Annotated in this window: 14 protein-coding genes and 2 pseudogenes; 5 read left to right on the forward strand and 11 right to left on the reverse strand. The window is 73.3% G+C overall.

Translation table 11 applies throughout. The features are described from left to right. Nucleotide 1: 1 nt before the first annotated feature. Nucleotides 2–1,294 carry a glycoside hydrolase family 26 protein gene (locus ACH4F2_RS01610; RefSeq protein WP_398130666.1) on the reverse strand — a complete coding sequence of 431 codons (1,293 nt, stop codon included), beginning with the start codon at nucleotides 1,292–1,294 and terminating at the stop codon, nucleotides 2–4. A gap of 140 nt (nucleotides 1,295–1,434) precedes the next feature. Here ACH4F2_RS01610 and ACH4F2_RS01615 point away from each other — a divergent pair, with 140 nt between their 5' ends. After that, a complete protein-coding gene (locus ACH4F2_RS01615; RefSeq protein WP_398130667.1) occupies nucleotides 1,435–2,724 on the forward strand; it encodes an ATP-grasp domain-containing protein in 1,290 nt (429 codons plus the stop codon). Between the two features lie 170 nt (nucleotides 2,725–2,894). Here the strand turns inward: ACH4F2_RS01615 and ACH4F2_RS01620 are convergent, their stop codons facing one another. The 9 genes and pseudogenes from ACH4F2_RS01620 to ACH4F2_RS01660 form a co-directional block, all read right to left on the reverse strand. Next, entirely contained in the window at nucleotides 2,895–3,701 is an 807-nt protein-coding gene (locus tag ACH4F2_RS01620; RefSeq protein ID WP_398130668.1) for a chaplin, read from the reverse strand. Between the two features lie 139 nt (nucleotides 3,702–3,840). Beyond that, nucleotides 3,841–3,981 (reverse strand): annotated as a pseudogene (locus tag ACH4F2_RS01625) (chaplin); the annotation flags it as partial. Between the two features lie 239 nt (nucleotides 3,982–4,220). Further along, the gene (locus ACH4F2_RS01630; protein WP_398130669.1) at nucleotides 4,221–6,146 is read right to left on the reverse strand and encodes an AMP-dependent synthetase/ligase; all 1,926 of its coding nucleotides are present in this window, start codon (nucleotides 6,144–6,146) and stop codon (nucleotides 4,221–4,223) included. Nucleotides 6,147–6,243: 97 nt separating this feature from the next. Next, nucleotides 6,244–7,851: a von Willebrand factor type A domain-containing protein gene (locus ACH4F2_RS01635; RefSeq protein ID WP_398130670.1), complete on the reverse strand. Its 1,608-nt coding sequence runs from the start codon at nucleotides 7,849–7,851 to the stop codon at nucleotides 6,244–6,246. A 174-nt stretch (nucleotides 7,852–8,025) separates the two neighbouring features. After that, the gene (locus ACH4F2_RS01640) at nucleotides 8,026–8,907 is read right to left on the reverse strand and encodes an ABC transporter permease (RefSeq protein WP_398130671.1); all 882 of its coding nucleotides are present in this window, start codon (nucleotides 8,905–8,907) and stop codon (nucleotides 8,026–8,028) included. Then, complete coding sequence (locus ACH4F2_RS01645) at nucleotides 8,904–11,555, reverse strand: alpha/beta fold hydrolase (RefSeq protein ID WP_398130672.1); 2,652 nt, start codon at nucleotides 11,553–11,555, stop codon at nucleotides 8,904–8,906. Before ACH4F2_RS01645 ends, ACH4F2_RS01640 begins: the two co-directional genes overlap by 4 nt. A 145-nt stretch (nucleotides 11,556–11,700) precedes the next feature. Further along, on the reverse strand, nucleotides 11,701–13,125 hold the full coding sequence (locus ACH4F2_RS01650) for an APC family permease (protein ID WP_398130673.1): 1,425 nt from the start codon (nucleotides 13,123–13,125) through the stop codon (nucleotides 11,701–11,703). Nucleotides 13,126–13,622: 497 nt separating this feature from the next. After that, nucleotides 13,623–15,125: a CoA-acylating methylmalonate-semialdehyde dehydrogenase gene (gene mmsA / locus ACH4F2_RS01655; protein ID WP_398130674.1), complete on the reverse strand. Its 1,503-nt coding sequence runs from the start codon at nucleotides 15,123–15,125 to the stop codon at nucleotides 13,623–13,625. A 193-nt stretch (nucleotides 15,126–15,318) separates the two neighbouring features. Next, nucleotides 15,319–15,430: pseudogene (locus tag ACH4F2_RS01660) on the reverse strand (5-deoxy-glucuronate isomerase); the annotation flags it as partial. A 483-nt stretch (nucleotides 15,431–15,913) separates the two neighbouring features. On the opposite strand from ACH4F2_RS01660, the gene ACH4F2_RS01665 reads away from it, so the two are divergent. Together ACH4F2_RS01665 and ACH4F2_RS01670 are read left to right on the forward strand one after the other, a co-directional pair. Next, entirely contained in the window at nucleotides 15,914–16,105 is a 192-nt protein-coding gene (locus tag ACH4F2_RS01665; protein ID WP_398130675.1) for a helix-turn-helix transcriptional regulator, read from the forward strand. A gap of 73 nt (nucleotides 16,106–16,178) precedes the next feature. Next, nucleotides 16,179–16,781, forward strand: coding sequence for a GNAT family N-acetyltransferase (locus ACH4F2_RS01670; RefSeq protein WP_398130676.1), 603 nt, complete (start codon nucleotides 16,179–16,181; stop codon nucleotides 16,779–16,781). Here ACH4F2_RS01670 and ACH4F2_RS01675 read toward each other — a convergent pair. After that, the gene (locus tag ACH4F2_RS01675; RefSeq protein WP_398130677.1) at nucleotides 16,768–17,805 is read right to left on the reverse strand and encodes a zinc-dependent alcohol dehydrogenase family protein; all 1,038 of its coding nucleotides are present in this window, start codon (nucleotides 17,803–17,805) and stop codon (nucleotides 16,768–16,770) included. The two genes, ACH4F2_RS01670 and ACH4F2_RS01675, sit on opposite strands and share 14 nt — an antisense overlap. 177 nt (nucleotides 17,806–17,982) lie before the next feature. On the opposite strand from ACH4F2_RS01675, the gene ACH4F2_RS01680 reads away from it, so the two are divergent. Then, complete coding sequence (locus tag ACH4F2_RS01680) at nucleotides 17,983–18,222, forward strand: heavy-metal-associated domain-containing protein (protein WP_398130678.1); 240 nt, start codon at nucleotides 17,983–17,985, stop codon at nucleotides 18,220–18,222. Between the two features lie 189 nt (nucleotides 18,223–18,411). Beyond that, nucleotides 18,412–20,685, forward strand: coding sequence for a heavy metal translocating P-type ATPase (locus ACH4F2_RS01685; RefSeq protein WP_398130679.1), 2,274 nt, complete (start codon nucleotides 18,412–18,414; stop codon nucleotides 20,683–20,685). Nucleotides 20,686–20,892 lie beyond the last annotated feature (207 nt).

Raw genomic sequence — 20,892 nt, forward strand, 5'->3', positions numbered from 1 at the left:
GCTACTCGTCGCGCGAGAACCAGGCGAGACGCATGCACAGCTTCCCGCCGAGCCAGTACTCGACCCAGTCGCCGAGCTCCAGCGGCGAGCAGTCGGCCGAGGGCTCGGGTGTGGCGGACGGCACCGCCGGCACGGGCGGCATGGTGGGTGCGGTGGGCGTGGTCGGCACCGGGACGGTGGGGGCCGGCTCCTCGGCGCGGCCGAAGAGCACGGACCGGTAGACCGCGGTGGACCGGGGATTGTCGTCGCACTGCCACACGCCGTGCGGGCAGTAGTCGGTGACCGTGTTGTACACGGGCTTGTGCTGGTCCATCCAGGCGAGCATGCGCCGCATGTACTCGGCGTTGTCGCCGTTGCGGAAGAGCCCCCATTCGGGATAGGAGATGGGCTTTTTGTGGGCCCTGGCGAAATCCACGTGCGCCTGGAGTCCGTACGGTTCCCTCACCTGTTCGTCGAACGTCATTCCGCGCGGCTGGTCGTACGAATCCATGCCGATGATGTCGACCGTGGCGTCCCCCGGATAGCACCGGGTCCAGGGGACGGCGTCCCGGCCGCGGCTCGGGGCGAAGTCGAACCTGAACTTCTGGCCCGGCACCGCCCGCATGGTGGTGACGATCCTGTTCCAGTACGTCTTCCAGGCCTCCGGGTCGGGCCCGCAGCGGTGGGTGTAGGTGACTCCGTTCATCTCCCAGCCGAGCACCAGGACCGTGTCCGGCACGTTCAGTTCGACCAGCCGTTCGGCGAGGGCCCTGAAGTGGTGGTCGAAGTGCCCGGCGGCGCCCCGGCGCAGGAGCTCGCGCACCTCGTCGTCGCCGACGCCCTCCTCGTTGCGCTCCATCATGGGCACGTTGAGGACGAGCGTCCGGTCGGGCTCGCTGGTGCGCCAGTCGGCCCACACGTCGAGGAAGCCGGGGGCGCCCTCGATGTTGCTCCAGCGGTCACCGGGCAGGTAGGTGTGGCCGACGCGCAGTTCGGCGCCGCCCAGCCAGTGGCTGAGCCGCTCCATCCGGACCACGCCGCGCGGGCCGTAGTCCAGGTACGCGCCGAACGCGGGGGCGACGCCGGCAGCGGCCCCCGCGGCAGTTCCCGGGGCAGCCCCCGCGGCAGTTCCCGGGGCAGCCCCCGCGGCGGTTCCCGGCAGGGCACCGGGGGCGGGCGGGGGTGCCGGAGGTGTGACCGGTCCACCGGCGGCGACACCCGGGCCGGCCGCCAGGAGCGCCGCCGCCGCGATCGCCGCCGCCGCTACGCATGCCGGCCGCCGCCTGGACCGGGCCCGTGACTGCCGTACGACCATGCCGGCCTCTTTCCTCTTTCTCGTCGAATAGCTACTGACACTCAGTCATATGAAATGCCATCACGCCACCGCCATTACGGCTTTCGAGTGTGCCGATCGACCGCTTCGGTGACCCGAAACGAATACGAAGGAAGTTCCCCGTGTCGCTGTTCGACACCCGCGTCCCCGCCGTACTGCTGCGGATCGACCGGAATCCCTTTCACCACGGAACACTGGGAGCCGTGCGTTCGCTCGGCCGCGCGGGGGTGGACGTGCACGTGGTCGCCGACTGCGCTCGGAGCCCACTGGGTGTCTCCCGTTATGTGAGCCGGCTGCACACTCCCCCGCCGCCCGGCGCGTCGCCCGCCGACATCGCGGCGGTCCTGCGCCGCGTCGCCGCGCGGATCGCACGTCCCGCCGTGCTGATCCCGATGGACGACGCGAGCGCCGTCGCGGTGGGGCGGATGCGTACGGAGCCGGCGCCCGCCTATCTGCTGCCCGACCTGCCCGGCGCGCTGACCGAGCGGGTGGCCGACAAGGCGGAACTGGCCGGCGTGTGCGCGTCCCTGGGCGTCCCGCACCCCGAGACGCTGGTTCCGGAGGGCCCGGCCGAGGCCGCGCGTGCCGCCTGGCGGCTGGGGCTGCCGTTGGTGGCGAAGTGGAGCCGGCCGTGGCTGGTGCCCCCGGGCAGCGGACTGCGCAGCACCGTGCTGGTGCACTCGGCGCGGGAGGCCGGGGAGCTGTACCGCCGGGCCGACGAGGCGGGCAGCCGGCTGCTGCTCCAGGCCTTCCTGCCGCCGGGCACGGACCGCGACTGGTTCTTCCACGGGTACGCCGACCGCTCGGGCGCGGTCCGGGCCGGCGGTGCCGGCCGCAAGACGCGCGCCAGACCGCGCGGCGCCGGGCTGACGGCGGTCGGCCGCTGGACGCCGAACCCCCAGGTGCGGGCGCTCGCCGAGCGGATCACCGGGGAGCTGGGCTACCGGGGCATCTTCGACCTCGACTTCCGTCGCTGCGGTACGACGGGCCGCTATCACCTGCTCGACTTCAACCCCCGTCCGGGCGCCCAGTTCCGGCTCTTCACCGACACCGCCGGGCTGGACGTCGTACGGGCCCTGCACCTGGACCTGACCGGCCGCCCGCTGCCGGAGGGGGCGGCGCGGCCGGGGCGGACGTTCGTGGTGGAGAACTACGCGCCGCTGAGCGCCCTGCGTCCGGCCCCCGACGGACGAGAACTGGCCTGGCACGCCGCGGACGACCGGGCCCCCGGCCGGGCCCTGTGGACCCTGTGGGGCCGGCATGTGACCACCCGGCTGCTGCACCGCCTGCACCCGAGGAGCCGGCGCCCGGGTGCCGGGGGGCCGGCCCGGGCCCGCGTGGTCCGCCAGGCGACCGTTCCCGCCACCGACCGTGCCGACCGCCCGGACGACGAGAGGGCGGGCAGCCACTGACGGGCCGCCCGGCGGGACGGTCGCGGGCGGGTGCCGTCCCGCCACCGCCGCCACGCCACCAACACCACCAGCACCGGCACCGGCACCGGCACCAGCAACCGGGCACCACGACGCCCCCGGCAGACCGAGGGGGGTCGGCCGGGGGCGGTGGAAACGGGCGAGGCCCGGGGTCAGCGGCGGTAGGCGGCCCGGCCCCGGCGGTACAGGATCGCACCGCCCGCCATCAGCGCGGCGCCGGCGGCCGCGGTGCCCAGCGCGACCTCGCTGCCGGTCTCGGCCAGGACGGGCGGCTGCTCCTTGCCCGTGTGCGGCGGGGTCTTCTCCTCGTGGGCCGGCGGGGTCTTCTCCTCCTCGGCCGGCGGCTTCTCCTCCTTGACGGGCGGCTTCTCCTCCTCGACGGGCGGAGTGGTCTGAGGCGTGTCGTCCTCGCCGTAGCCGCCCGGGGTCTCGTGGTCGCAGAGGTCGCCGAAGACGGGGTTGAGCGCGGCGATCACACCGGCGGTCTCGCCGCAGAAGTCGAACGGCATCTCGATCACCGCCTTGGCGTTGTTGCCGGAGCCGGTGCCGGACGAGTCCTCGGCTTCGCCGCTCGCGTGGGACCCGAACAGGCCGGACAGGGCCTTGCCGTCCTCGCCGAGATTCCCGTCGTGTCCGCCGTCCGTGTCCGAGCCGTAACCCGAGACGTCGTCGCCGTGCGGCGCGCGGTGGGTTCCGGAGCCGTCGGCCTCCTCGTCCGAGTGGTTCTCGCAGTCGTTGCCGGAGACCGCGCCGAACAGGCCGGCGCCGTCGGCGGTGTCGCCGCAGACGGTCGCGGGCGCGTCGGCCGGGGTCTGGACGGCGTCGCCGGACGCGGCGCCCGACGAGTTCTTGGCCGCCCCGTCCGCGGACGAGGTGGCAAGGGCGGGGCTGCCGCACAGGGTCAGGATGCTCGTCGCGGCGGCAGCCGCGACCATCCCCCTGCTCAGGGTCTGTCGCACTCTGGTTGTCTTCCTACTTGAAGAGATGACTGAAGGATGAACTGCACAACGGCTGCGAAAAGGAGGAAAGCCGGCCCTGAACCAAACGAGTTGGCCCGGGCCGGCCGTGACGCAGCCGGTCGGCTGGTGCAAAACGACGTCAGCCGTTCACGCACACGTTGTCGGACGCCTCGTTCAGCAGGCCCACGACGTTGTTGGTGTTGCCGCGCAGGTTGGCGGGAATGCGCACGGGAACCTGGACCGCGTTGCCGGAGAGGGCCCCCGGGGAGCCGACGGCAGCAACGTTCTTCTTCATGAACTCTCCCTTCTCCGCGGTCATACGTGAACGACCGCGGAAATCGCGCGAGCCCAGAGTTGACGGCTCGCACCATGACCTGCAGCCTGCCAACGAGAATTCGACGACCGGAGAAACGAAGAAACGAGAAACGCCGACGATTTCACCCGAATGCCGCACGGCACGCGGAGGGCCGCGGGGGGCGGAGGCGGAAAAGGTGTGCCGCCCCGGTCAGCGGCCCGACGTCAGCGGCCCGACGCGTACAGCGCCTCGATCTGGTCCGCGTACGCCGCCACCGCCGCGTGCCGTTTCACCTTGAGCGACGGGGTCAGCAGCCCGTTCTCCTCGGTGAACTCGCCCTCCACGATCCGGAAGGCGCGGACCGCCTCGGCCCGGGAGACGGCCGCGTTGGCGTGGTCGACGGCCTTCTGCACGTCGGCGCGCATCCGCTCGTCCCGTACGACCTCGGACATCGGGGTGCCGGCGGGCAGCCCCCGCACCGACAGCCAGTGGGCGACGGCGTCCGGGTCGAGGGTGACCAGGGCCGCGACGAAGGGGCGGTTGTCGCCGACGACGAGGCACTGCGCGACGGGCGGGCGGCTGCGCAGGCGGTCCTCCAGGACGGCCGGCGAGACGTTCTTGCCGCCGGAGGTGACCAGGAGGTCCTTCTTGCGGCCGGTGATGGTGAGGTAGCCGTCGGCGTCGAGGGAGCCGAGGTCGCCGGTGGCGAACCAGCCGTCGGCGAGGGCGGCGTCGGTGGCCTGCGGGTTGTTCCGGTAGGAGCCGAAGACGATCCCGCCCTTGACGAGCACCTCGCCGTCGTCGGCGATGCGCACGGCCGTGCCGGGGACCGGCGGGCCGACGGTGCCGGGGCGGGGCCCCAGCGGCGGCACGATGGTGGCGGCGGCGGTGGTCTCGGTGAGTCCGTAGCCCTCGTGGACCATGATTCCGGCGGCGTAGAAGAACAGGTTGAGGTCGCTCCCGAGCGGGGAGCCGCCGCTGATGGCGTAGCGCACACGGCCGCCCAGTTCCGCCCGGACGCGTCGGTAGACCAGCAGGTCGTACAGGGCCCAGCCGGCCCACAGGCCGGGCCCGGGGCCCTTGCCGCGGCCGAGGAACCGCTCCAGGTGCGCGGCGCCGAAGCGGACGGCGAGGCGGTGGGCCCGCTCGAAGGAGGCGCCGCGGCCGATCTTCTCGGCGGTGGCGCGGCCCGTGTCGTGGATCTTCTCGAAGAGGTACGGCACGCCGACCAGGAAGGTCGGGCGGAACGTCTTCAGCGCCGGACGGAGCTCGTCGGGCCTGATGCTCGGGAAGTGGCCGATCTCGATGCGGGCCAGCAGGCAGGCGATCTGGATGGTGCGGCCGAGGATGTGGGCGAGCGGGAGGAAGAGGAGGGTCGAAGCGGCCTGGCCGGTGACCTCCTTGAAGATCGGGTGCAGCAGTTCCACCGTGTTGGCGGCCTCGGCGTGCAGGTTGGCGTGGGTGAGGACGCAGCCCTTGGGGCGGCCTGTGGTGCCGGAGGTGTAGCAGACGGTCGCCACCGAGTCCGGGGTCAGGGCGGTGCGGCGCTCGGTGACCTCCTCGTCGCTCACGCCCAGGCCGAGGGCGGTGAGGTCGGTGAGCGCACCGGCGTCGAGTTCCCAGACGCGCGGGCGCTCGGGGTGGGCGGCGGTGCCGGTCAGGACGGTGGCGGTGTCGGCGGCGGTCTCGGTGACGACGTGGCGGGCACCGGAGTCGCGGACGATCCACTCGACCTGGTCGGCGGAGGACGTGGCGTAGACGGGGACGGTCCGGCCTCCGGCCGCCCAGATCGCGAAGTCCAGGACCGTCCACTCGTAGCGGGTGCGGGACATGACGGCGACCCGCCCGCCGGGTTCCAGGCCGGCGGCGATCAGGCCCTTGGCCACGGCGGTCACCTCGCGGGCGAACTCCGCGGCGGTGACGGGCCGCCAGACGCCGTTCACCTCACGGCGCAGGACCACCGCGTCGGGGGCCTCGGCCGCGTTGGTGAACGGGATGTCGGCGGTGCTGCCCGTGGTGGGGCGGGACGCCAGGGGCGCGGTGCGGGCCTCGCGGACGGTGCCGTGCTCGTCCCGGACGGTCTCGGTCCGGGCGCGGGAGACCAGGTCTCCGCGCCTCCTCGCCCGTTTCAGGTCCCTGCGTACGCCCATGTCGGCTCCCGGTCGCGGATCAAAGTGGTGTCGCGCTGCCTCTTCCCGCTACTTACTTGGAAGTAAACTTACTGATGCGTAACTGGTTGGCGGGTGCTCAGGTCAGCCGGTCCGCCTGCCGGACCGCCTCGGCGAGCTGCCCGATCTCCGGGTCCTCCGTGCGGTCGGCCAGCGCGCCGGCGCGTTCGGCGAGTTCGCCCAGGCGCGGTGCGCCGGGCAGGGAGCCGTCACCGTCGTACGGGGCGCGCAGCGCGTCGGCGAAGTAGGCGGCGGTGGCCGCGACCCGCAGGCCGCGGTCCGCGCCCCGGACGGAGTCGTCGTCCGCGTCCCAGAGGGAGCCGTCGAGGGTGTCGGTCTCCACGGCGCCGGACTCCTCGTGCGGGGCCCGGGTGCGGGGGTCGAGCCAGCGGACGGTGGCCGTGGCGAGGTGGCCGTCGGCGCCGGGCCGGGTGCGGACGGCGTACAGGGCGGTGACGGTGTGGCCGGGGCCGACCTCGCCGCCGTCGACGCGGTCGTCGCGGAAGTCGTCGTCGGCGACCCGGCGGTTGTCGTAGCCGACGAGGCGGAACTCGGCGACCGTCTCCGGGTCGAAGGCGACCTGGGCCTTGGCGTCGCGGGCGGTCAGCTCGATGTGGCGCGGGAGCTGCTCGCAGAAGACCTCGCGGGCGTCCTCGGTGGTCGACACGTACGTGGTGTGGCCGTCGCCCTTGCCGGCGAGGCGTTCCATCAGGGCGTCGCCGTAGTCGCTGCCGACGCCGACGCCGAAGAGGGTGATGCCGTGCTCGCGGCGGGCGTCCGCGATGCGTTCGAGGATGGCGTCCGCGTCGGTGTCGCCGGTGTTGGCGAGGGCGTCGGAGACGAGGACGACGCGGTTGGTGGCGTCCTCCCGGCGGCCCTCGACGGCAGTCGCGTAGCCGGTCTCGACGCCCGCGCCGAGGTTGGTGGACTCGGCGGGCTCCAGGCTGTCGATCGCGTCGTGGACGCGGCCGCGGCGGTCGCCGAGCCGGGTCATGGGCAGTACGGTCTCGGCCTCGTCGCTGAAGGTGACGAGCGCGACCGAGTCGTCGTCACGGAGGCGGTCGGTCATCGTGCCGAGGGATTCCCTGGCGAGGTCGAGCCGGCCGGGTTCGGCCATGGACCCGGAGACGTCGATGACGAACGTCAGGGCGGCGGGCGGGCGTTCGTCCTCCCGCTCGGCACTCCGCGTGGCCAGGCCGACGCGTACCAGCGACCAGTCCTCCGCGTCGGTGCGGGCGCCGTCCACGGTCACCGTGAAGCCGTCGCCGTCGGGGCGGCCGTAGTCCTGGCGGAAGCTGTTGACGAACTCCTCGGGGCGGACCGTCGACGGGTCGGGCAGCCGGCCCTCGGCGAGGGTGCGGCGGGCGTAGCCGTAGGAGGCGGTGTCGACGTCGAGGGCGAAGGTGGAGAGGTGGTCGGGGGCGGGGGCGACATCGCGGGAGTCCCCGGTCTGCCCCGTCTCCCCCGTCCCGCCGGTGGTCGTGCCGCCGTCGTAGCGCTGTTCGCCCTCGCCGCGGGGGCGGTCGGGCGCGGGCGGCGCGGCCGAGCCGCCCCGGGAGTCGGCCGCGGCGTCCTTCGCGCCCTGATCCGTGTCGTCCCCGCCCTGACAGCCGGTGAGCAGCAGGCCGCCCGCCGCCGTGAGCGCGAGCAGCGCGCCGATCGGCCTTCGTGTCCGGTACCGCTTCATCGTCCGTGCCCCCTGGTTCCGTTGACGCCGGTGTACGTGACTGTGACGGCGCGGCGGGGCGGAACGTGCGGCACGGGGCGTCACGGGTGCGTCTCGAAGTGGGCACGGCGGCGGGCCGCCGAGACCGGTGGGTGATCCTCCGGTGACCTCGGCGGCATCCCGTCACCCCTGGAACTAGGACACGACGTCCTTGCCCGCGAACCCCCGGAAGGCCAGGGCGAACAGCACGAGCGCGTACGTCACCGACAGCGACGCGCCCTGGAGCAGGCGGGTCCAGTCCATCTCGGGCCGGACGGTGTCGAGCCAGGCGTACTGCCAGTGCGCGGGCAGGAAGTCGCGCCAGCCGCCGAGGGCGGTCACCTCGTCCAGGACGTTCCCGATGATGGTCAGGCCGACCGCGCCGCCGACCGCGCCGAGCGGCGCGTCCGTCTTGGTGGACAGCCAGAACGCCAGGGCGGCGGTGACCAGTTGCGAGACGAAGACGTACGCCACCGTGATGGCCAGGCGCTCGGCCGCGGTGCCGCCGGCCAGGCTGCCGCCGGTGGGCAGCTCCAGTGGCCCCCAGCCGTAGGCGGCCGTGCCCACAGCCAGCGCGGTCAGCGGCAGCAGGACGATCGCGGCCAGGCTGAGGATGAGGGCGACGACCAGCTTGGACCAGAGCAGGCGGGCGCGGGGTACGGGTGCCGCCAGCAGGTAGCGCAGGGACGACCAGCCGGCCTCCGAGGCGACCGTGTCCCCGAAGAACAGGGCGACGGGCACGACTAGGAGGAAGCCCGCGGAGGCGAAGAGGTTGACCGCGGCGAAGTTGGCGCCCGACGCGGTGGCCGAGTCCATGAGGCTGACCTGGTTGCTCGCGCCGCCCGGCTCGCCGCCGACGCGGAAGGCGACGAGCAGGACGAACGGCAGGGCGAACAGGATGCCGCCCGTGACGAGGGTGCGCCGCCTCTTCAGCTGCCGGACCAGCTCGACCCGGACGGGCAGTGTGCGGCCCGCGCGGTAGCCCTCGGCGACCTCCTGGGGGCCGGCGGGCGCGGCGCGTTCGGCCAGCGTGCTCATGCCGGTTCTCCGATCAGGGTGAGGAAGGCGTCCTCGAGGCGCCGGTGGGGGCCCACCGACTCCACGGGCACGTCCAGGCGTACGAGTTCGGCGATCAGGTCCCGTGCGGTGCCCTGGGCGTCGAGCCGGACCAGCAGGCCGCCGTCGGTGGCGGTCGCCGAGGCGATGCCCGGCAGGGCGGCGACCTTCTCGACGAGCGGCGTGTCCACGCGCGCGGAGGTGCCCACCAGCAGGGTGTCGCCGGAGCCGACGATCTCGCCGACCGGGCCGGCCTGGACGAGCCTGCCGTGGTCCATGACCACCAGGTGGGTGCAGGTCTGCTCGACCTCGGCCAGCAGGTGGCTGGAGACGATCACCGTGCGGCCGGCCGCCGCGTAGCGGATCATCACCTCGCGCATCTCGCGGATCTGCGGCGGGTCCAGGCCGTTGGTCGGCTCGTCCAGTATCAGCAGGTCGGGCAGGCCCAGCATGGCCTGGGCGATGGCGAGGCGCTGGCGCATGCCCTGGGAGTAGGTGCGCACCGCGCGGGCGAGCGCGTCGCCGAGGCCGGCGATCTCCAGGGCCTCGTCGAGGTGGGCGTCCTCGGGCGGGCGGCCGGTGGCCTTCCAGTACAGCTCCAGGTTCTCGCGGCCGGACAGGTGCGGCAGGAAGCCCGCGCCCTCCACGAACGCGCCGACGCGGGAGAGCACCGGGGCGCCGGGCGCGATGGCGTGGCCGAAGACGCGGATCTCGCCGCCGTCCGGTGTGATCAGGCCCATCAGCATGCGCAGGGTCGTCGTCTTGCCGGCGCCGTTCGGCCCGAGCAGGCCGAGGACCTGGCCCTGCTCCACCCGGAAGGACAGGTCCCGCACGGCGTACCGGTCGGTGGACTTGGCGTACCGCTTGGTCAGGTCGGTGATCTGGAGCGGTACACCGGCCAGCGCGGGGTCGGGGGGCGGCGCGGTGGTGCGGCGGCGGGCGGTCAGCAGCAGGGCCGCGGCCACCGCCGCTCCCGCGAGGGGCGCCCACCAGACCCAGGCGGGCAGCCCGGCCGCCGGGCCGGTGTCGCCGAGGGCCGTCGGGACCTCCAGGTCGCCCTTGAGGGAGACGGTGTACGTGGCGGGGGCGGTCGGGGAGGCGTAGCCCAGGTCGGTGGAGGACAGGACCAGGCGCAGCCGGTGGCCGCTCTTCACCTCGTGGTCGACGGCCGGCAGGGTGATCTTCACGTCCCTGCCGCCGCCGACGTCCGTGACCCGGACGGGCGTGACGAGTTGGGAGGGGAGCACCGGCTGGGTGCCGCCGGGGCCGACGTCGTACACCTTGGCGAAGAGCACGGCGTCGTCCTTGGTGGACTTCACGTGGACGGTCGCGGTCGGCGAGCCGGTGATCCGGAGGTCCTCCCGGACGGGCGCCGACTCGAACGCGGCGTGCTGGCCGGGGAAGTCCAGGGAGACGCCGATGCCGAGCGAGGAGAGCTGGGAGAGCCCGCCCGAGCCGCCGATACCGGGCAGGGCGGAGACGGCGGGCGGGGCGGCGCCGGCCGGGTTGTCGAAGCTCTGCTCGCGTCCGCGCAGTTCGACCGGACGGAGCTTGCTCCCCAGGCCGGGGTAGGAGTCGGCGCTCACGCCCTCCAGCCGGGGCTCGCCGTCTCCGCTGCCGGTGCCGACGGTGCGGCTGACGCGGAAGGCGGGGCCGGTGCCGGCCGATTCGTCGCCCTTCAGATAACGGTCGAACCACGCTCCGACGCGGGCCTGGACCCGGTCGGTCTCCCGGTCGCCGCCGTCGTGGCCGCCCGCGATCCAGTCGACGGCCACCGGGGCGCCGCCCGCACGGATCGCCCGCGCGGCCTGGTCGGCGTGGCCGAGCGGGAAGAGGGAGTCGGTCTGGCCCTGCATCAGCAGCGTGGGCACGTCGATGCGCTCGCCGACGGCCTGCGGGCTGCGTTCGTCGAGGAGTTCCACGGCCTGCTGGTCCGGCTGCCCGGACTCGGCGACCCGCTGGTACATCCGGCAGAGCTGGTCCTCGAACCGGTCGCAGCCGCCGCCCATGTTGACGAAGAGGCCGGCCCACAGCTTCTTGAGGACGCCGTTCGGGAAGAGGGCGTCCGAGAGGTTCCAGTACGTGATGGCGGGGGCGATCGCGTCCACCCGGCGGTCGTGCCCGGCGGCCAGCAGCGCGACCGCGCCGCCGTAGGAGCCGCCGGCCACGCCCACGCGCGGGTCGCCCTTCTCGTCCAGCCGGACCTGCGGCTGCCCGGCCAGCCAGTCGATCAGCCGGGACACGTCGGCGACCTCGCCGTCCGGGGCGTTCAGCCCGATCTTCCCGGTGGACTCGCCGAAGCCTCGCGCCGACCAGGTCAGCACCGCGTACCCGTCCCGGGCGAGGCTCTCGGCCTGCTTCCGGACGTCGGCCTTGCTGCCGCCGAAGCCGTGCGCGAGCAGGACGGCCGGGCGACGTCCGCCGGAGCCCGCGGTGAAGTACGAGGTGTCCAGGCGCACTCCGTCGCCCACGGCCATGATCCGGTCGGCGCGGTGCACCGGGGGCGGGTCGTCGCCGGCGACGGCCGTCCATGTCCCCACGCCGGCGAGTACGACGACGGCGGCCGCGGCGGAGAGCATCCGCCGCGGTCCCCGGAGCAGCCCTCGCACGTGGGGCAGTCGAAGATCCATGCGTCAACGGTACGGGCCGCCGCCGACAGCGGGGGCAGCCCCGGGGCTGAACCTCCGCCCCTCCCACGGAAGTACGGCACCGGTGCGGCGTACCACGGGCGCGGTAGGGGCGGCGGGTGCGGCAGCGAGGTCCGCGGCCGGACGCTCACGCCTCGGCGGGCTGCCGGGTGTCCTCCGGGACGGTCACCAGCCAGCGCGTGTCACGGCGCGGGCGCAGGTACAGGGCCCAGTACAGGGTGGCGACGGCGGTGATGCCGCCGGTCCACAGCAGGTGGACGGTCTCCTGCTGGGTCAGGATGTAGGCGAGGACGACGATCAGCAGGAGGGGCATCGCGGGCCACAGGGGCATCCGCCACGCGGGCGCGTGCCGGTGGGAACCGCGCCGGGCGAGCAGCGCGGCGACCGCGACGAGCAGGTACATGCCGGTGACGGAGACGCCCGTGACGCCGTACAGGGTGTCGAGGTCGACGAAGCACATCACGGCGCCGGGCACACCGACGGCGAGGGTGGCGACCCAGGGGGAGCCGAACCGGCCGAGCTTGGCGAAGAGCGTGTTGACCGGCGCGGGCCAGGCCTTGTCGCGGGCGGAGGCGAACAGGACGCGCGAGTTCTGGATGACCATGACGATGCCGGCGTTGATGATGGCGAGGGCCACGCAGAGGCTGACGAAGGTGCCGACGGCGGAGTTGGACCAGGCGGTGACCATGGCGCCGAGGTCGCCGCCGGTCAGCTCCGCGAGGTCGGAGGCGCCGAGGGTGATGGCGACGACCGGGACCAGGAGGATCACGGCGGAGATGCCGAGCGTGGCGAGGACCGTGCGGGCGACGTTGCGGCGCGGGTCCTCCAGTTCCTCGGAGAGGTAGACGGCGGTGGAGAAGCCCTGGGTGACGAACAGGGCGATGGCGAGTCCGGAGACGACCAGCATGCCCGTCACGGGGTCCGCGCCGCCGTCCGCGCCGGCCACCTCCATGGAGGCGAGGCTGTCCAGGCCGCGCTCGCTGTGGGTGAAGCCCAGCACCGCGACGACGGCCGCGGCGATGACCTCCAGGACCAGGAAGACGCCGGTGATCCAGGCGTTGGCGCGCAGGTCGAGCAGGCCGGCGAGGGTGGCGAGCACCATGACGCCGGCGCCCGCCAGGGACGGGTCGAGGTGCACGATCGGTTCGAGGTAGTCGGCCGTGCCCATCGCGATCACCGGCGGCACGATCATGACAACCAGCAGGGACAGCACGAAGACCAGCCAGCCCGCCAGGCGTCCGGCCATCGTCGACACCATGGCGTACTCGCCGCCCGCGCTGGGGATGAGGGTGCCCAGCTCGGAGTAGCAGAACGCCACGGCGACGCAGAGCAGGGAGCCGATGGCGATGGTCAGGGCGGTGGCGGTGCCGAGCGAGCCGAACAGGTCGGGGACGACCACGAACAGCGTGGATGCCGGAGTCACGCACGAGAGCGTCAGGAGGGTGCCGCCTACGACCCCGATGGATCGCTTGAGCGTCCGGGACTCCCCGGGGGCCGGGAGGTCCGGGGACGCCGCTGCGGCGGTCTCGACGGGGCGGAGCGTGTCGGTCATGGAGCGGTTCCGATCGACTCGTGCGGTGTGGTTCGAACGGGAGCGCTATCGCCTCCGGCGGCTTGGTCGTACGTGGTTCTCGTCCGCTCCCGACGCCAGATGGAATACCGACGAAAACCAGCACGTCAATGGGTGTTTACCTACGGAATCCGTTGGCCGATCTCGGCTCGGCTTCCGGAAAACGCATCAGGTTCCTTCCGGCAGAGCCTCTTTGAGGCGTGCGGGAACCGTAGGGAGCGGGGCAAAAAAAGTGCCGCTTTCCGGTGTCCGGACGCTGTCGGTGGGGCCCGGTGCGGTGCGCCTGCAGCAGGATTTCGGCAGCATGGAGGTCACCACGGACTTCGGCGGGTTCGGCGCCGTGAAGGAGATCGTGGCCCCGCCCGCCGGACAGACCGGGGACCTCGCGGAAGAAGTGAAGGACGCCGGGACGCAGCAGGGCTGAGACCGCGCCGACGGTGCCTCCGTCCCCCGCGTGGGGGACGGAGGCACCGTGCGTCTCAGTGGTTGCGCGGGAAGCCCAGGTCCACGCCCGCCGGGGCGTCGGCCGGGTCCGGCCAGCGGGTGGTGACGACCTTGCCGCGGGTGTAGAAGTGCGTGCCGTCGTTGCCGTAGACGTGGTGGTCGCCGAAGAGCGAGTCCTTCCAGCCGCCGAAGGAGTGGTAGCCGACGGGGACCGGGATCGGGACATTGACGCCGACCATGCCGGCCTCGACCTCCAGCTGGAAGCGGCGGGCCGCGCCGCCGTCCCGGGTGAAGATCGCGGTGCCGTTGCCGAAGGGGGAGGCGTTGATGAGGGCCACGCCCTCCTCGTACGTCTCGGCGCGCAGCACGCACAGGACCGGGCCGAAGATCTCGTCCTGGTAGGCCTTCGCCGTGGCCGGCACCCGGTCCAGCAGGGAGATGCCGATCCAGTGGCCGTCCTCGTGGCCGTCGACCGTGTGGCCGGTGCCGTCCAGGACGACCTCGCAGCCCTCGGCCGCCGCGCCCTCGACGTAGGACGCCACCTTGTCGCGGTGCGCCTTGGTGATCAGCGGGCCCATCTCGGACGTCGGGTCGTCGCCCGGGCCGATCTTGATCTTCTCGGCGCGCTCGCGGATCCTCTCGACCAGTTCGTCGCCGATCGCACCGACGGCGACGACCGCGGAGATCGCCATGCAGCGCTCGCCGGCCGAGCCGTAGGCCGCGCTCACCGCCGCGTCGGCCGCCGCGTCCAGGTCGGCGTCCGGCAGCACCAGCATGTGGTTCTTGGCGCCGCCCAGCGCCTGGACGCGCTTGCCGTTCGCGGAGGCCGTGGTGTGGATGTAGCGGGCGATCGGGGTCGAGCCGACGAAGGAGACGGCCTTGACGTCCGGGTGCTCCAGGAGGCGGTCCACGGCCACCTTGTCGCCGTGCACGACGTTGAAGACGCCGTCCGGCAGACCGGCCTCGGAGAGCAGCTCGGCGATCCTGACGGCGGCCGACGGGTCCTTCTCGCTCGGCTTGAGCACGAAGGTGTTGCCGCAGGCGATGGCGATCGGGAACATCCACAGCGGCACCATCGCCGGGAAGTTGAACGGCGTGATGCCGGCGACCACGCCGAGCGGCTGCCGGATCGAGGCCACGTCGACGCGGGTGGCGACCTCGGTGGACAGCTCGCCCTTGAGCTGCACGTTGATGCCGCAGGCCAGGTCGACGATCTCCAGGCCGCGCGCGACCTCGCCGAGCGCGTCGGAGTGCACCTTGCCGTGCTCGGCGGTGATCAGCCCGGCGACCTCGTCACGGTGCGCGTCCAGCAGCGCCCGGAACCTGAAGAGGACCGAGGTGCGCTGCGCCAGCGAGGACCGGCCCCAGGTCAGGTACGCCTCCTTGGCGGCGGCGACCGCGGCGTCCACCTCGTCGACGGAGGCGAAGGCGACCTTGGTGGTGACCGCGCCGGTCGCCGGGTTCGTCACCGGCCCGTACGTGCCCGAGGCGCCTTCGGCGGTCTTGCCGCCGATCCAGTGGTTGACGATGTTCGTCATGACCGAGAACTCCTTCACAGATGGCGGCGACGGGTCGAGACGTGCCGTTGGTCCTGCTCACGGGCCGTGACCGGCGACGTTCGGGTCGCGGCCTCGGCCATGGCTCCATCCCAGCAGCCGGGCACCCCGGGCGGGCCCGACACTGTGTATGCGGTTCGGGCGTCCGCGTAGACACGTGGGCGAGTGTGCGCGGGCCCGTGCCCCGTCGGGACGCGGGAACCTCCGGCGCGGAGCCGGTGCGAGCGGGGAGTCGGCGCTCGTGCCTCGCTCCTGCCAGGGCGAAGCGGCCTTCCCGCGCCGGAGGCGTTTCGTGGGGGTACCGGCGACGGCGGGAGCGGGCGTCCGCCCCGCGGTGATCAGGTCGTGCGCCATCGCCTTCCCCTTCGTGCACGTCGTCACCTGCCCGCCGTCGCGTTGCGTCTCCCCGGTTTCTAGCCCTGTCCGTGAGGCCTGTCAATGTTTTGTCCGGACATTCGGACCACGAGGCCGGGCGACATGGTCCGGGTGGCGGCACACCCCCGCACAGGGCACATCCCGGCCGGCCGAAGTCAACGTGCCGCGCCCGGCATCCGACGTACGCCTTTGCGCCGCTTGGGTAACGAAATCGACCGCTCTGTCACAGATGTCACGTCCGCTCGGACCTTCCGTAACATCCGGGTACGGGCCCGTCCGTCTCCCGCGCCGCGTCGTTCACCGGGGCCAGGCTTGGTGATCGCCAGCGCGCCGTCCGGCTCCCCCGCGGCCGCCCCCGGCCGCCGCCGCGGTGCGCGCAGGGGAGGTGGCGGCTGGTGACCGACCGAAGGCTCTGGTCCTACAAGGACATCGCGGCCCACATCCGGGTACGGCCGGACACCGTGCGGTCGTACCGCAAGCACGGGTTCCTGCCCCCGCCCGACCACGTGGAGGGCGGAAAGCCCTACTGGTACGCGGACACGATCCGGACCTGGGTGGCGTCCCGGCCCCGCAACCGGAACCGGTAGGACGGCCGGCGCCCGGCCACGGGCCGGAAAATTGGTTCTGTGCCCCACGCCCGCGTGGGGCACAGTGCCGCACATGGACTTCTCCGCGAAACCGGTCCTGACCGGCGACAGGACCGTACTGCGACCGTTCACCGAGGCCGACGCCGAGCGCATGTGGGAGATCATCAACGATCCCGAGGTCGAGCACTTCACCGGCTCACCGGGGCACGAGCTCACCCCGGAGCTGGTGCGCGCCTGGTACGGCTCGCGCAGCGCACAGCCCGACCGGCTCGACCTGGCCGTCACCGACCCCGCCGACGGCGACCTCCTCGGCGAGGTCGTGCTGAACGAGTGGGAGCCCGAGAGCCGTTCCTGCACCTTCCGCACGCTGCTCGGCGCGCGGGGCCGCGGCCGGGGCATAGGCACCGAGGCGACCCGGCTGATCGTCGGGTACGGCTTCGAGGAACTCGGCCTGCATCGCGTCCAGTTGGAAGCCTACGGCTACAACCACCGGGCCCTGCGCGTCTACGAGAAGGTCGGGTTCGTACGGGAGGGCGTCCGGCGTGAGGTGGAGTGGCGCGACGGCGCGTGGGTGGACGAGGTGCTGATGGCCGTCCTCGACCACCAGTGGGCCGGCCACCGCGGGCACCCCCTGGCCGACCGCGGACGCCCCGAGGCCGGCGTCACGGCTCGATGACCGTCACGCCCGCGCCGGGCGCCGTCCCCATCGCGGCCAGGGCGGCCGGGGCCGCGTCCAGCCCGATGGTGGACGTCACCAGGAGGTCGGGCCGGAGCGCCCCGGTGCGGACCGTTTCCAGCATCGGCGGGTAGGTGTGCGCGGCCATCCCGTGACTGCCGAGGAGTTCCAGCTCCAGGGCGACGGCGCGGGCCATCGGCACCGGTGAGGTGCCGTCCGGCGAGGGCAGCAGCCCGACCTGGACGTGCCGGCCGCGGCGGCGCAGGCCGTTGACGGAAGCGGCGCAGGTGACGGGCGAGCCGAGGGCGTCGAGGGAGAGGTGGGCTCCGCCGCCGGTGAGGTCGCGGACCGCCGCGGCCGTGTCCGGTGTCCGGGCCGCGTCCACGCACTGCGACGCGCCGAACGCGCGTGCCAGCTCCAGCGCCCGGGGCGACACGTCCACGGCGACGACCCGCGCGCCCGAGGCCGCCGCGATCATCACCGCCGACAGGCCGACCCCGCCGCAGCCGTGCACCGCGACCCACTCCCCCGCCGCGAGGCGCCCCTGCTGCACCACGGCCCTGAACGCCGTGGCGAACCGGCAGCCGAGCGAGGCGGCCGTCGCGTACGACATGTCCTCGGGTACGGCGACGAGGTTGACGTCGGCGTGGTCGAGGGCCACGTACTCGGCGAAGGAGCCCCAGTGCGTGAAGCCGGGCTGGGTCTGCCGTTCGCACACCTGCTGGTCGCCCGCCGCACACGCCCCGCAGCTCCCGCAGGCGCAGACGAAGGGCACGGTCACCCGGTCTCCGGGCCGCCACCCGGCCACCCGGTGGCCGACCGCCTCCACGACGCCGGCGAGTTCGTGTCCGGGTACGTGCGGCAGGGTGATGTCCGGGTCGTGGCCCTGCCAGCCGTGCCAGTCGCTGCGGCACAGTCCGGTGGCCTCGACGCGGACCACGACCCCGTGCGGCGCGGGCTCCGGGTCGGCCACCTCCCGCACCTCGGCAGGCTCTCCGAACCGCTCGAACACGACCGCGCGCATCCGTCACCCTCACTTCCGTACCGGTGTTCCCGCTTCCCGTCCCCCATCTCACGGCAGGCCGTACGGAGTCATACCCCCTAGGGGTACAGTGGGAGCACGTGGTCCACGCCGGACCACGGGTACCCGCCCGGTACGCCCCGAGCAAGCCCCCGGTACGCCCCGACGAGGAGTAACGACATGACCGCCCAGACCGAAACCCAGGGCTCCGTCACCACCGTCTACAAGGTGAGCGGAATGAGCTGCGGACACTGCGAGGGCGCCGTGTCCGGCGAGATCTCCGAGATCGCGGGCGTCGGCTCGGTGCGGGCCGTCGCCTCGACCGGCGAGGTCACCGTCGTCTCGGAGGCGCCCCTCGACGACGCCGCCGTGCGCGCGGCCGTGGACGAGGCGGGCTTCGAGCTCGTCGGCAGGGTCTGAGCCACCCGGCCACAGCGGCCACATCGGTCGCGGTGGTTCGCAGCGGCCGCGGTGGTCACTACGCCCGCGGTGGTCACCACGACCGCGGTGGCCGCAGTGACCGCAGTGGCCGCAAACCGCCCCCGCAGCGCCCACAGCCCCTCCGACCGGACCGCGCGCGGTCCGGTCGGCCCGTCTGGAGTCCGGACCATGACCAGCACCACCGCGGAAACACCCACGGCCGACGCCACCGCCCCGGCCGCCGAGCCGGACCTCGCCGAGGTCGAGCTGCTCATCGGCGGGATGACCTGCGCCTCCTGCGCGGCCCGCGTCGAGAAGAAGCTCAACCGCATGGACGGCGTCACCGCCACGGTGAACTACGCGACGGAGAAGGCCCGGATCACCCACCCGGCGACCACCCGGGTCGCCGACCTGATCGCCACGGTCGTCAGGACCGGGTACACCGCCGAGGAGCCCGCGCCGCCGCCGGAGCCCGCCGACGAGGCCGCGCCCGCGGAGGAGGCCGCGGACGACCCCGGGCTGTCCGCCCTCCGCGACCGCCTCCTCGTCTCCGTCCTCCTCGCCGCGCCCGTGGTGCTGCTCGCGATGATCCCGGCGCTCCAGTTCGACAACTGGCAGTGGCTCTCGCTGGCCCTGGCCGCGCCCGTCGTCGTCTGGGGCGGCCTGCCCTTCCACCGCGCCGCCTGGACGAACGTCCGGCACGGCGCGGCCACCATGGACACCCTGGTGTCGCTGGGCACCCTCGCGGCGTTCAGCTGGTCGCTGTGGGCGCTGTTCTTCGGGGACGCGGGCATGCCGGGCATGCGGCACGGTTTCGACCTCACCGTCTCCCGCACGGACGGCGCCTCCGCGATCTACCTGGAGGCCGCCGCCGGGGTCACCGCCTTCCTCCTCCTCGGCCGCTGGCTGGAGGCCCGCTCCAAGCGCCGCGCCGGCGCCGCGCTGCGGGCGCTGATGGAGCTGGGCGCGAAGGACGTCGCCGTGCTGCGGGACGGCCGCGAGGTGCGGATTCCGGTGGCCCGGCTGGCGGTCGGCGACCGGTTCGCCGTACGGCCGGGCGAGAAGATCGCCACCGACGGGACGGTGACCGAGGGCGCCTCGGCCGTGGACGCCTCGATGCTGACCGGCGAGTCGGTGCCGGTGGACGTGGGTGTCGGCGACACTGTCGCCGGCGCCACGGTCAACACCGGGGGCCGGCTGGTGGTCGAGGCCACCCGTGTCGGCGCCGACACGCAGCTGGCGCGGATGGCCAGGCTGGTCGAGGACGCGCAGAACGGCAAGGCCGAGGTGCAGCGGCTCGCCGACCGGATCTCCGGGATCTTCGTACCCGTCGTGCTGCTGATCGCGGTCGCCACGTTCGGGGGGTGGCTGGGCGTCACCGGTGACACGGTCGCCGCGTTCACCGCCGCCGTCGCCGTACTGATCATCGCCTGCCCGTGCGCGCTGGGCCTGGCCACGCCGACCGCGCTGATGGTCGGCACGGGCCGCGGCGCCCAGCTCGGCATCCTCATCAAGGGCCCGGAGGTGCTGGAGTCCACGCGGCGCGTCGACACGGTCGTCCTGGACAAGACCGGCACGGTCACCACCGGCCGCATGACCCTGCACGAGGTGTACGCCGCCGAGGGCACCGACGAGGAACGGCTGCTGCGGCTCGCGGGCGCCGTCGAGCACGCCTCCGAGCACCCCGTCGCCCGGGCGGTCGCGGCGGGTGCCGAGGAGCGGACCGGTCCGCTGCCCCGCGTCGAGAACTTCGAGAACGTCCCCGGGCGCGGCGTACGCGGGCGCGTGGAGGGCCGTGAGGTGGCCGTGGGGCGCCTCTACGACGTCCTCCCGCCCGACGTGGCCCGCGCCAGGGACGAGGCCGAGAGGGACGGCCGTACGGCCGTCGTGGTCGGGTGGGACGGTGCGGCGCGCGGGGTCGTCGCCGTCGCGGACTCGGTCAGGGAGACCAGCGCGGAGGCGGTGGTCATGCTGCGCCGGCTGGGTCTCGACCCGGTGCTGCTGACCGGCGACAACCGGCGCGTCGCCGAGGCGGTCGCCGTGGCCGTCGGCATCGACGAGGTGATCGCCGAGGTGCTGCCCGAGGACAAGGTCGCCGTGGTGGAGCGGCTGCGGGCCGAGGGCCGTACGGTCGCCATGGTCGGGGACGGCGTCAACGACGCCGCGGCGCTCGCCACCGCCGATCTGGGCCTGGCGATGGGCACGGGAACGGACGCGGCGATCGAGGCGGGCGACCTGACACTGGTCCGCGGTGACCTGCGGGTGGCGGCGGACGCGATCCGCCTCTCCCGCCGCACCCTCTCCACGATCAAGGGCAACCTCGTGTGGGCCTTCGGCTACAACGTGGCCGCGCTGCCGCTGGCCGCCGCGGGGATGCTGAACCCGATGATCGCGGGGGCGGCGATGGCCTTCTCCTCGGTGTTCGTGGTCACCAACAGCCTCCGGCTCCGGGCCTTTCGCTGAGCGCGCATTTCCCGCAGGTCGAGGGGGAGTGCCTATGGAGTCCGGCACTCGCCTCACATAAGCTCTTCACAAGGCTCGCGCATCTTCCTTACGCTTGGGTCCTGTTCGGCATTTCGGTGCTCTTGCGCATCTACCGGACATATGCAAGAGACGCAGATCACAGTGATGTGAACGTAACCATCGAAGGGGTTCGAGGGTCTAAGTTGG

The organism is Streptomyces sp. NPDC017890 (genome assembly GCF_044328675.1).
Taxonomy (GTDB): domain Bacteria; phylum Actinomycetota; class Actinomycetes; order Streptomycetales; family Streptomycetaceae; genus Streptomyces.